Origin of the sequence: Marivirga sericea (assembly GCF_900177665.1) — a bacterium.
In the GTDB taxonomy this organism is placed as follows: Bacteria; Bacteroidota; Bacteroidia; order Cytophagales; family Cyclobacteriaceae; genus Marivirga; species Marivirga sericea.
Map to the genome: position 1 here is coordinate 1 of NZ_FXAW01000002.1, position 11,965 is coordinate 11,965.

The 11,965-nt window shown below is 35.0% G+C and carries 8 protein-coding genes and 1 tRNA gene; 6 read left to right on the forward strand and 3 right to left on the reverse strand.

What is annotated here, in order from left to right:
• Window positions 1-97 precede the first annotated feature (97 nt).
• A complete protein-coding gene (locus tag B9Y84_RS20815; RefSeq protein WP_245830837.1) occupies window positions 98-274 on the forward strand; it encodes a GIY-YIG nuclease family protein in 177 nt (58 codons plus the stop codon).
• 705 nt (window positions 275-979) lie between these two features.
• On the opposite strand, the gene B9Y84_RS05185 is transcribed toward B9Y84_RS20815, so the two are convergent.
• Window positions 980-1,053 (reverse strand) — tRNA-Asn (locus tag B9Y84_RS05185).
• A 266-nt stretch (window positions 1,054-1,319) separates the two neighbouring features.
• Here B9Y84_RS05185 and B9Y84_RS05190 point away from each other — a divergent pair.
• The 4 genes from B9Y84_RS05190 (at window position 1,320) to B9Y84_RS05205 (ending at window position 5,591) form a co-directional block, all read left to right on the forward strand.
• Window positions 1,320-1,760 carry an Hsp20/alpha crystallin family protein gene (locus tag B9Y84_RS05190; RefSeq protein WP_085516046.1) on the forward strand — a complete coding sequence of 147 codons (441 nt, stop codon included), beginning with the start codon at window positions 1,320-1,322 and terminating at the stop codon, window positions 1,758-1,760.
• Between the two features lie 117 nt (window positions 1,761-1,877).
• Complete coding sequence (locus B9Y84_RS05195; protein WP_085516047.1) at window positions 1,878-3,332, forward strand: trypsin-like peptidase domain-containing protein; 1,455 nt, start codon at window positions 1,878-1,880, stop codon at window positions 3,330-3,332.
• 194 nt (window positions 3,333-3,526) lie between these two features.
• Window positions 3,527-5,077 carry an L-piperidine-6-carboxylate dehydrogenase gene (gene amaB, locus B9Y84_RS05200; RefSeq protein WP_085516048.1) on the forward strand — a complete coding sequence of 517 codons (1,551 nt, stop codon included), beginning with the start codon at window positions 3,527-3,529 and terminating at the stop codon, window positions 5,075-5,077.
• 106 nt (window positions 5,078-5,183) lie between these two features.
• Window positions 5,184-5,591 carry a response regulator gene (locus B9Y84_RS05205; RefSeq protein WP_085516049.1) on the forward strand — a complete coding sequence of 136 codons (408 nt, stop codon included), beginning with the start codon at window positions 5,184-5,186 and terminating at the stop codon, window positions 5,589-5,591.
• 72 nt (window positions 5,592-5,663) lie between these two features.
• On the opposite strand, the gene B9Y84_RS05210 is transcribed toward B9Y84_RS05205, so the two are convergent.
• Entirely contained in the window at window positions 5,664-7,106 is a 1,443-nt protein-coding gene (locus tag B9Y84_RS05210; RefSeq protein WP_085516050.1) for a hypothetical protein, read from the reverse strand.
• A 211-nt stretch (window positions 7,107-7,317) separates the two neighbouring features.
• Between B9Y84_RS05210 and B9Y84_RS05215 the strand changes: the two genes are divergently transcribed.
• Window positions 7,318-9,666 (forward strand): glucosidase family protein, encoded by a 2,349-nt coding sequence (locus tag B9Y84_RS05215; RefSeq protein ID WP_139827949.1) that lies wholly within the window; start codon window positions 7,318-7,320, stop codon window positions 9,664-9,666.
• A gap of 270 nt (window positions 9,667-9,936) precedes the next feature.
• Here B9Y84_RS05215 and B9Y84_RS05220 read toward each other — a convergent pair whose 3' ends face one another.
• Window positions 9,937-11,784, reverse strand: a complete 1,848-nt coding sequence (locus B9Y84_RS05220) for a PAS domain S-box protein (RefSeq protein WP_085516052.1) — start codon at window positions 11,782-11,784, stop codon at window positions 9,937-9,939.
• Window positions 11,785-11,965 lie beyond the last annotated feature (181 nt).

Below are 11,965 nucleotides of genomic sequence, written 5' to 3' on the forward strand. Positions count from 1 at the left end.
GAACATTAGTTCGTGCGGGTTTACCTACCCTTTTTTTAGGCAGGTTCAAGTCCTGCATGGCAGGCAAGCCCGCTCCTGGCACAAAAGCTTCTCAGAAATGAGAGGCTTTTTGTATTTTTGGATCTATTTCAAATTCATCTTGTTCACAGTATACGCTATTAAGAGCTCTCAAAGAAACTATATCTATAAAGGGTTGACTCAAAACCTGAAAGATAGAATTAATAGACATAATGCTGGAAAAAAAATACAGCACCCTGCTGTCCCTTTATTTTGATCTATACCAATGATTTCTCTACTAGGGAAGAAGCTAGAATTCATGAGAAATGGCTGAAGACCACTGCAGGTAGAAAATTCCTGAAAGAACTTCTTACCAAAAACATTTAAAATCTTGTGAGCATTAGCTCGTGAGGGCCTGCCTGTTTTCCAAACAGGTTCAAGTCCTGCATGGCAGGCAAGCCCGCTCCTGGCACAAAAGCTTTTCAGCAATGAGAGGCTTTTTGTATTTTAGGGCTACTACTATGTTTGTTATCTTTGCTATTAAGAGCTTCAATACAAACCATATCTACAAAGCTGTAACCTCCAGTATATAAAGGAGGATAATTACGCAAAATGTGCGGAGTGAAATGACTACCTCGCCTTGCTGACTATTTTTTCAACCCATTCCAAATAAATTTAAAACGAGATAAAGAGCTAAAATTCAGAAAAAGTGGCTTAAAAGGAGTGCTGAAAGGAAATGTCTTATAGACTTGCTCGATGAGCAGGCTTAAAATCTTGTTGTCATTGATTGGTGCAGTCCTTCCAGTTTAGAAGTTCTGGCTCATAGCGCAAAAGCTTCTCGGCAAAGAGGCTTTTCGTATTTTACATCTATTCCATTCTTATTGATAAAGCTGATTATTAATTATTGTAATTAGAAGCGAAATCTGCATTTAGGTTTGGGGAGCAGAGCATAAAAAAAGCCCTACATCTCTGTAGGGCTTTGCTCCTCTTCTTGGACTCGAACCAAGGACCCTTTGATTAACAGTCAAATGCTCTAACCAGCTGAGCTAAAGAGGAATTTTATCCGTTTGGGAATGCAAATATGCAAGGCTCTTTTATTATTTCCAAATAGTTCTTTTAAAAAAAATCAAAATTATTTTTCAAGGCATATTTTGACACTTTTTAGAGGGCTGATTTTAAAAAAGAAGCCAGAATGACATGTTTTAATAAGGTGAAATCTTAATAGTGAGACATAATGGCGTATAATTAAAATATATTGTAATTGGTATAGATTTTTCTATAGTGATTTTACATTAAATGTTAAACCTTAAAATATAATTGTTATGACACTAATAAAGTATAACCCAAGCTTACCAAATACTGAAAACAGAAGTTTTTCAAGTTTATTGGACAAATTCTTTAATGATTCATTCAATGGAGTTGGTAAAGAAATGCAACATTTTGCTCCTCAAGTAGACATTGCAGAGAGCAAAAAATCTTTTGAGATAGCAGTAGCAGCACCGGGAATGAAAAAATCGGATTTTAACATCGATATGAAAGATGGGTCCATTACCATTTCAGGAGAAAGAAAATTTGAAGAAAAGAAAGAAGAGAAGAATTTTCATTCCGTTGAAACACAATATGGATCCTTCTCAAGAACATTTCATTTGCCAGAAAATATAGAGGAAGATAATATCGAAGCTTCTTATCAAGATGGTATTTTAACTATTGTGATTCCTAAGGATGAAAAGAAAGAATTGAAAAGAACAATTCAAATTAAATAATAGCGAAAGTGAGCAAAAAGAGGGGGCCTGATTGCCCCTTTTTTATTAATACAATATGACTTAGAACAGTAGCGTTAATTCTGCGTTTTAATTTTAAGTTTAAAAAGAAATAGAAAGATGGAAAAGAAACAGTTTTTTATAGGAATTTTATTTGCCTCAATACTGAGTGCGCTGATTTCAGTCGGAGGATATATTTATTTTAATCCAAACCCATCAGCATCAGAAAATAAGAACTTTGAGGAAATTCAAAATGATAACACTCGTTTTTCAAGTTTTTTAGACGAAACGGTATATAATGTTCCGGAAGGAATTAATTTCATTTATGCTGCAGAACAAGTAACAAAAGGGGTAGTCCATATCAAAGCAAAAATGGACCGAAAAACACCTCAAGCTAAATCGCCTTTTGAAGAATATTTTAGAAATCAAAGGCCTCAACAATCCTCAGGCTCAGGAGTCATAATATCACCTGATGGATATATCGTGACCAATAATCATGTAGTTGAAAATGCTTCAGCTTTGGAGGTTATTCTACACGATAATCGAAGCTACAAAGCCCAGGTGATCGGTACTGACCCTAATACTGATATAGCATTATTGAAGATCGATGAAGAGGATTTAAACTTTGTAGAGTTTGGAAATTCTGATAATGCTAAAATTGGGGAATGGGTATTAGCAGTAGGTAACCCTTTTAACCTAACCTCAACTGTTACTGCTGGAATTGTAAGTGCCAAAGCAAGAAATATCAATATTTTGAATAGACAGAATAGATACGGGATTGAGTCTTTCATTCAAACAGATGCTGCAGTAAACCCCGGAAATAGCGGAGGTGCTTTGGTGAATTTATCTGGAAAATTAATTGGTGTGAATACTGCTATTGCAACTCCAACTGGAAGCTATGCAGGTTATTCTTTTGCAGTACCCTCTATTTTGGTCAAGAAAGTAGTAAATGACTTAAAAGAATATGGAGTTGTTCAAAGAGCCCTATTGGGTGTTAGTATTTTAAATTTAGATGATCCAAATTTGGAAACAAGAGAATTTCCAACAAACTCAGGAGTGTTCATCGGAGGTACTACACCAGGTAGTGCCGCGGAAGAAGCTGGTTTGCAAGCTGAGGATATCATCATCAAAATTGATGAAAAGAAAATCACTAATGTTGCGGAATTACAGGAGCAAATAGCACGTTTCAGCCCAGGTGAAGAGGTATTAGTGACTTACCTGAGAAATGGAAAAGAACAATCTTCAACTGTTAAATTGAAAAGCTTAGCCAATACTACTGAAGTTGTCACTGCTAGTACTGCTAGAGTGCTAGGTGGAGCTACATTCGAGGATGTAAGTGAAGAAGAAATGGAAGCATTAGATATTTCAGGTGGATCCAAAGTAGTGGAAATCGAAGATGGAAAATGGAAGGATATCGGAATCAAGGAGGGCTTTATCATAACAGCAGTAGATAAAGGCGCAGTGAAGGATACAGAAAGCTTAATTGCTATTCTTCAAAATGCAAGAGGAGGAATTTTGATCGAAGGCGTATATCCTGACGGATCAAAAGAGTACTATGGAATGGGTTGGCAATAAGCATAGACTATTGTAAATAATTTGAAAGGCACTCAAATACGGGTGCCTTTTTCTTTTGTTATCCTTTAAAAAAAGCCAATTTTGTGCCAATAAGAATTCAAAATACTTGCTGAACAGTTTGGTTTTCAGCTGAAAACGTGATTTAAACTATTTAAAGACCTATTAACACTTATTTTTTATAATTATTTAATACTATGGATATTAGAAAAACTTATGGCTTAGCGGATGCCTTAGAAAAATTAGGAGTAAAAGATCACAATGGGGGTACTTCTACTGGTAGTAATTGGATGGAAGGAAGCGGAAAAATAAGTTCTGTTTCACCGGTTGATGGAAAAGAAATTGCTTCTGTTGGAGTAACTACTGCGGAAGATTATGAAAAAACTATTCAAACGGCCTCAAAAGCGTTTACAACATGGAGTAACATGCCTGCACCAGCCAGAGGTGAGATTGTTCGTCAGTTTGGAAATAGATTAAGAGAATTGAAAGATCCTTTAGGTAGGTTAGTTTCTTACGAAATGGGTAAATCATTGCAAGAAGGATGGGGAGAAGTTCAGGAAATGATTGACATCTGTGATTTTGCCGTAGGATTATCTCGCCAATTATATGGATTAACAATCAAATCAGAGCGTCCTGATCATGCTATGCAAGAGCAGTGGCATCCATTAGGAATCACGGCTATCATTTCTGCTTTTAATTTTCCAGTGGCAGTTTGGAGTTGGAATACAGCCTTAGCATGGGTTTGTGGTAATGTTACGGTTTGGAAACCATCGGAAAAAGCGCCTTTAACGGGTGTCGCTTGTCAAAATATCATTGCGGAGGTTTTAAAAGAGAATGATATGCCCGAGGGAATCTCTTGTCTTGTTAATGGAGACTATAAAGTGGGAGAGATGATGACTAAAGACGCTCGTATTCCATTAGTATCGGCAACTGGATCTATCAGAATGGGTAAAATTGTTGGTCAAGAAGTTGCTTCTAGACTTGGTAAATCCATTTTAGAGCTAGGAGGAAACAATGCAATGATTATTTCCAAAGAAGCTGACCTGAAGATGACCTTGATAGGAGCTGTATTTGGAGCTGTAGGAACTGCAGGTCAACGTTGTACCTCTACTAGAAGATTAATTATTCATGAAGATATTTATGATGATTTAATCAGCAAAATGAAAGATGCTTACAAGCAAATTAGAATTGGCAATCCATTGGATGAAAATAACCATGTAGGACCGGTAATCGATAAAGATTCTGTCAATAACTACTTGAAAGCAATTGAGAAAGCAAAAGCAGAAGGTGGTAAAGTAATTGTTGAAGGAGGCGTTTTAGAAGGAGAAGGCTATGAAAGTGGTTGTTATGTAAAACCTGTGATCATTGAAGCAGAGAATTCTTTCGAAATAGTGCAGGAGGAGACTTTTGCTCCAATTCTATATGTAATGAAGTATAGCGGAGATATAGAAAATGCAATTGCACTACAAAACGGTGTTAAGCAAGGTTTATCTTCTGCAATTATGACTAACAATATGCAAGAAGCACACAGATACTTATCTTCACAAGGTTCTGATTGTGGAATTTCTAATGTTAACATCGGAACTTCAGGTGCAGAAATTGGTGGAGCTTTTGGAGGAGAAAAAGAAACAGGAGGGGGCAGAGAATCTGGCTCTGATGCTTGGAAAGCGTATATGAGAAGACAAACTAATACCTTGAACTATGGCAACTCTTTGCCTTTGGCTCAAGGGATTAAATTTGATATTTAATTTTTTCGATGAAATGCACACGATTATTCGTGTGCATTTTCTATATTGAATTGTTTTTAAACAATATTCATTTTATTAACTTGTTCCCAAATTAAAAACTGTCAATATGAGTAAATATCATTCCGTCATGTTAATCGATGATAATGAAATCGATAATTTGATAAATCAGAAAATGGTTGAAGCTGCAGGCTTATCTAAATATATTTATACACATACAGGTGCTAAAAGTGCAATTGAGTTTCTTAAGAATATTGAGCAATTAGCAGATGATATTGTTTCTAGTGTTCTACCAGATATTATTTTTTTAGATATAGACATGCCCTTAATGGATGGATTCCAGTTTTTAGAAGAATTCAATAAGTTGAAAGATAGCACAAGGGATAAATGTAAAATAGTGATGTTAACTTCTTCTATCAATCCGCAAGATGTTAGCAAATCTAAGAAGTATGAAGCAGTAAAGAAATATTTAAATAAACCACTTTCTCAAGAAAGCTTGACGGAGTTATCTATTTAATATCAAAATCATTACAATAAAAAAAGGCCATTTCATTTATTTTGAAATGGCCTTTTTTTTAAGAATTACTTTCTACAATACTAGCTTTTTAATAAGATCATCATTAAACTCTAAAAGTAAGGTTGGAGCAAAATGCTGAACAGGCTCAAGCGATTTAAACTTCTTCACAAGCTCGCTTATTTTTTCCTCTTTATTTCTTTTAGATTCACTTAATGAAATTTTCATGATTTTATTAAGTACCTGAATATTCATGCAATTTTCTTTGCCTATGATGCGGATTTGTCTTTGAATACTGTTGATCAACTGATTAAACAATTCATAATCTTTCATTAAACAGTATTCTAAGGCCAATAATGTTTTAATTTCGAGTTGAGCATTTTGATATTTCTTTAAGCTCACATCATTTAGTAAATTATTTAACCACTTAGCTGACTCTTCATATTTTTTATCAAAATGACAGCTTAAAGAACGGTAAGTAGCATAAGTGATGTATTGGGGAATGTCATCTCTATCGGGCTCAAAATCCTGAAACAAAGCCACATTCTCTTCAGAGAGCATTTCTTTTTCAGGCATTCTTTTAGCTCGTTGAATTTTTGTGATCAGAAACTGAGCTGGATAAGTGAACAAGTTAAAATTAGATAGAAAGCTTGCACATGATTCGTTGACCTCTTCAAAGTAGTTCTCTGCCTTCCTGTGAAGTCTGTAATGATTGTAATACTCTAATTTTAGAAATTCGTAGACTAGGGTCAGGTGGAAATAGATAGAATCTAAACTATATAATTCAAAGATGCCATCGGCCTTAGCTAAAATATCTTCTATGGGATCTAAATCAACACTGGTTTCATCCTCTTCAACGAATAATCTATGGAAAATATTCAAACAGTTTTTATAGATAAATAATCGATGGGAATCATAAATCTTGCAAGTATTAAGCATTTCCTTGTTCAACAGAACTAATTCCAATTTATTAGTTTCATCTCCAGTTAAAGAGTAATTGCCGAACTTAATAAAATAGTTACTTAACAAGTCCTCTGCTTTATCAACAGCAAGCATGTAAGCGACATGGCGATTATACAATTGACTGTACCCAAAATATTCTTCTGTATTCTGGTGCAATTTCTTTAGTGCTTTGTAGACAATCGTTAATTCGTTCGAAAGATCATAATCAATTAACTCTTTCTCTAGTTTTTTCAAAGTAGCAATTGCAATGGCTTTTTTCTTTGTGAAAATAATTTCATTAATATTAGCTACTTTCTTAAGAATATCCGTTCGCGGATTTTCCATTTGCTGAAGGAGATATTCCTCTATTTTTTGATTTAGTCTTGATCTTAAAGTATAATAGGCATTTGTATTCACTTCAAGCTCTTCCATAATGGCATGATCACTTGAAGAACTTTCACGCATTGACTTTAGTAGATAAGCAGATTTCTCTGCCCCGCCTGTAGATAGACTTTCGTGAACCGCTAAGTAATCAGCATCTGAAAGCTGCATGATTATATTCTTGAGTTTTGCCATAATCTTATTTATTTGCCATTTTCATGTCAATTCAAAGGAAAGTTAATTATTTAGATGAAAATCACATAAAAAAGTTCAACATTTATCATAAAACCTTACATCTAAGGCTGATTATTTCTGTTTAATCCACTTTTAATCCAGTAATTTTAAAGATTTGACGCATTAAACGATTACTTTTAAGTTAATCAGAAATTTAATTTGTCCACATAGTATGAAATACTTTTTTCTTTTCCTTGCAATAATGTTGGTCAGCTGTCAAGCTGACAATCCATCAGATTTTTATACTCAGGTAAATAAACTTGAAAAGATAGAAGGTAAGGCAGAATATAGTGATAGTCCCTTTTTGAGTGCTGGGAAGAAGCTTTACGTAGTGGGTCATCAAGACGGATTATTTCCTGATTTAGGTTGGCATGTGGAAGGAGAGATGGGAGGCGTTTGGCTACATCCTATTAAATTACTTGATGGTTATCATGGTGAGATAGACAATGGTGTAGACCAGGTTTGCCTGACAAAGGCCAGTAGGTTTTTCAACTATCCAGTTGGAAGTGAACAATTATTTGAATTAAACAAGTTGGGTCTAACCGTTTCTCAATTTCATTTCGTTCCACAGAATGAAAAGGGCTTGATAATAGCCTATCAATTTGAAAATAAAAGGGAGGAAGAGAATACAGTGCAATTTACTTTTAATGCATCTATTGATTTAAGACCAGTATGGTTAGCAGATTCTTTAGGCATTAAAGACGGCTCTGATGAAGGGGAATGGCAAAAAAGTAATGACCTATTTTTGGCCAAGGACAATAAAAATAATTGGTTCACAGCATTAGGAGGAAAAAGCTTTAAACCTTCGGATTCGGAGAACTCTTGCAAAGTGAAAAGAAAAGGACTTGGCTTTGATCAAGCAATGAGCAGATCCATCAAACTAAAAGGGAAGCAGAAGAAAACGATTTACTTTGTTGTAAGTGGTTCGGATCAAGATGAAAAGTCAGCCGTAAAAACGCATAAATATTTATCAAAGAACGCAGAGCAATTATTGCAAGATAAAATCAGTCATTATCGAGATATTCAGCGAAATAATAAATTGGTGACTAAGAACGAGCAGTTTGATCAGATGTATCGCTGGTTAAAATATAATTCAGAATGGCTTATGCAGGATGTGGTTGGCATTGGGACTGGTCTAACAGCAGGCAGCCCAGATTACCCATGGTGGTTTGGAACCGATAATGGGTATGCTGTACAGGGATTACTTGCATCCGGGATGCATGAACAGGCCCTACAAACCATTGATTTAGTCCTTAAGCTTTCTGAGAAAGTAAATGGCGATAGCGGCCGAATAATGCACGAAGCCTCTACAAATGGCGTGGTTTTCAATCCTGGAAATCTAAATACTACTCCCAAATTTATCAGCATGCTTTGGAAAGCCTTTGCCTGGACTGGGGATAAGCAGTTGCTGAATTATTATGATGTGGTGCAAAAAGGTGTGAAATGGATAGAATCTCAAGATATTGATGGAAATGGCTATCCTGACGGAGCTGGGATGATGGAAATTCATGGTTTAGACAGTGAAATGATAGATGTTATTAGCTATCAGTACGAAATGTATTTAGCAGCAGCAAACTTTGCAAAGGTGAAAGATGACAAAGTTTTAGTGGATGAATACCTTGTAAAGGCAAAGGATTTAAAGGCTAAGATCAACAGTGAATGGTGGGTGGATGAATTTAATTCTTATGCTGATTTTCGATCAACTAAAGTTCAAGCGCTTAAACTAATGGAAGAGGCTATTGTCCGTGCGGACAGTATTGACAAACCTTGGTCAGTTCAAGAATTACAGACGAAACTAGACACCTTGAAAAAAATGGAGATCAAGGAGACTTCACCATTTGTTGTTCATCATAATTGGATTGTAAATACACCGATGGAGGTTGGAGCTGCAGAACAAGCTAAAGCAGAAAAGGCTCTTCAAGCAGCTGAAAACTATCGCAACCGATTTGGCTTGTTCGTAACAGGAATAGACCGAGACGAGCAGCAAGAGAAAGCCTCTAAGTGGAAATCTTTTAGTTATGTGGGGGCAGTTATGACTTTGCCAACTGGCGTGCAGGCAATAGCTGAAGCTAAATATGGAAATCCGGACCGGGCCCTAGAATACCTTAAAATGTTGCAGCAATCTTTTAGCTACGCTTTACCGGGCTCTATGTATGAAGTTAGTCCTGACTTTGGAATGATGACGCAGGCATGGAATATTTATGCCGTAGCTGTTCCGGTGGTGGAGGAGTTTTTTGGAATACAACCCAAAGCATGGAAAAATGAAATATTGATCAAGCCTAATTTGCCGACAGAATGGACAGATGTAAAGCTGGAACGGATTAGGATTGGAGATAATCTGATCGATATCTCAGCTAAGAGGGTGGATAATGTTCTTGAATTTCGTGTTTCACAACTCTATAATTGGAAAATGATTTTTGAGTTTCCAAATGCTAAAAGTGTCATTTACGATGGTAATAAAATAAAAGGAGGAAAAGTGGAGCTTTACGATAGGCTTCATAATTTGAAAATTACTTTCTAAAATATTGGGGAAAACAAGAACATTTAAATAAGTGAAGCGTTTCTTCAGAAGTAATTTGGTAGTAAAAATAATCAGAAACATATGATGAATATAATAATAATCACAGCAGCTATTCTATTCCCTTTTATTACAGGAATAGTCAACATGAAAAGGGAGCAAAAAAAATTAGTGCTTAAAAAAGTGAGAAGTTAACAGCTTCTCATTTTTAGTTTACATTAATAGCTAAAATTTTTGTTGGTCAGTAAAGACTACTTCCAGTTGAACAATAGGTTATTTATGAAGTCCTACAAACATGGAAGTCCCAACTCCTAGTTCAGATTCTACCCATATTTTTCCAGCGTGATTTGCGACAATTTTTTTACAGGTGGCCAATCCGAGACCGGAACTCTTATATTTTTTATCTTTATTAATTTTAACGAATTTATTGAAAATTCTTTCCAAATTCTCCTCTTCAATTCCTATACCGTTATCATTTATTGTAATTATAACATAGTCTGATTGTATTTCAGCATTGATTGTTATTTCAGGATCAATCTCTGGTTTTCTGTATTTTAAAGAGTTCATGATTAAATTTTGAAACAATATTCTAAGTCCAGTTTCATTTCCGGTAATAACTGGCAAATTGGAGATTTCGATTCTTGCATTTTCGTCTTGAATCATAGTTTTTAAATATTCGACAGTATCATTTAGTAAAATATTTAAATCTACCTGCTCCCATTTATCTGTACTCATACCAATCTTTGAATAAATAAGGATTTCACCAATCAGAGTACTCATTCTCTTACTACTTTCTTCAATCAGCTCTAAAAAACGCAAGGATTTTTCACTTAAATTTTCTGAATCCTTAGATTTAATCAGCCGACTTAAGCTAGTAATTGCATTTGCAGGTTCTTTCAAATCATGAGCTGTAATATGAGCGAAATTTTCGAGATCTTTATTTTTATCAATTAATTGAGTTCTTGCTTCTACTAGCTCTTGAATTTGGATCGCCTCTGCAACAAGATAACTGACCTGTTCACCTTCAGTGAAATAAGGAGTTAAATTAAAAAGCACAGTTACTTCATTCTTATCTTTGTCCCATACAGTTACTTCATAACTTACGTTTTGACCATTCGCAGCATGTCCAACGGCTCTTCTTAAATTATCGTTTGTTTCTTTACTAATTTGCCACCAATATGTATCCCAAACGGCTCTTCCAACTACTTCTGCTTGTGATACTCCACCAAAAGCTAATGCTGGCTGATTTACCTCAAGCATAATTCCATTGGTATCTAAAAGCCCAATAAAATGATAAGTAGAATTAAAGATTCCTTTAAACCTGTCCTTTGCTTTTTGAAGTGCTAATTGAGTTTCCTTTAGCTCAGTTATATTTATATGAGTTCCATATACCCATTCTGGATTACCATTCTTATCTCTAGTGATAATCTTTCCTCTATCCATTATCCATACCCAATGTCCGTCTTTATGTTTCATGCGACACTCTGCATGGTATACATTGGTTTTCCCTTCAAAATATTCCTCTAACTTTTGATTTGATAACTCCTGATCATCGGGATGAGTAAGCCTTGCCCAGGTATCAACACTACTAGGCTCCAATTCTTCTTTCGTGTAACCCAGAATATTAGCCCAGTATTCATTAAAGCGGGTTTCTCCAGTCTTCACATTCCATTCCCAAGTACCCGCATGGGTTCCTTCCAAAATATTTTCTACTCGTCTTTTTTCCTCTAAAAGTTCTTTAAAGTATTTTTTTCGTTTAGTTATGTCCTGAATTTGTGAAATAAAGAACTGAAAGTCCCCTTCGCCATTTCTTACAACTGATACACTCAGAATAACCCAAATAATATTACCATTTTTATGGTAATATCTTTTTTCTATTTCATAAGCATCTGATTTTTTATCTATTAGCTGTTGAACGTTTAATAAATCTATTTCTAGATCATCAGGGTGTGTTAAATCTTGAAAGGTTTTAGTTGAAAGCTCCTCCTCTGTGTATCCTAGAATATCGCAAAGGCTTTTATTAACTTTTAGCCAGCTTCCTGTTGGTGAAACTAAAGCCATTCCTATTGAAGCATGTTCAAAAGCTGATTCAAATAGTAAATTCTTATCGATATTTTTCACAGGGATGTTCTATTAATTAATACTAAAATTTAATAATAACATTTTAAATTGGCAGCTTAATATTTAAAAAACAGGAGAGTTTCTGTTTTTTTTTACTTAAATTATTTTTCTATTAATTTATTTGTCTCTCTGGTAGTTTAACCTCAATCACAAATAGGACAGAATAGTAGGCAGCAGAGAG

Coding starts and splice junctions, on each gene's coding strand:
- B9Y84_RS20815 (WP_245830837.1), top strand. CDS start 98: ATGAGAGGCTTTTTGTATTTTTGGATCTATTTCAAATTCATCTTGTTC.
- B9Y84_RS05190 (WP_085516046.1), top strand. CDS start 1,320: ATGACACTAATAAAGTATAACCCAAGCTTACCAAATACTGAAAACAGA.
- B9Y84_RS05195 (WP_085516047.1), top strand. CDS start 1,878: ATGGAAAAGAAACAGTTTTTTATAGGAATTTTATTTGCCTCAATACTG.
- amaB (WP_085516048.1), top strand. CDS start 3,527: ATGGATATTAGAAAAACTTATGGCTTAGCGGATGCCTTAGAAAAATTA.
- B9Y84_RS05205 (WP_085516049.1), top strand. CDS start 5,184: ATGAGTAAATATCATTCCGTCATGTTAATCGATGATAATGAAATCGAT.
- B9Y84_RS05210 (WP_085516050.1), bottom strand. CDS start 7,106: ATGGCAAAACTCAAGAATATAATCATGCAGCTTTCAGATGCTGATTAC.
- B9Y84_RS05215 (WP_139827949.1), top strand. CDS start 7,318: ATGAAATACTTTTTTCTTTTCCTTGCAATAATGTTGGTCAGCTGTCAA.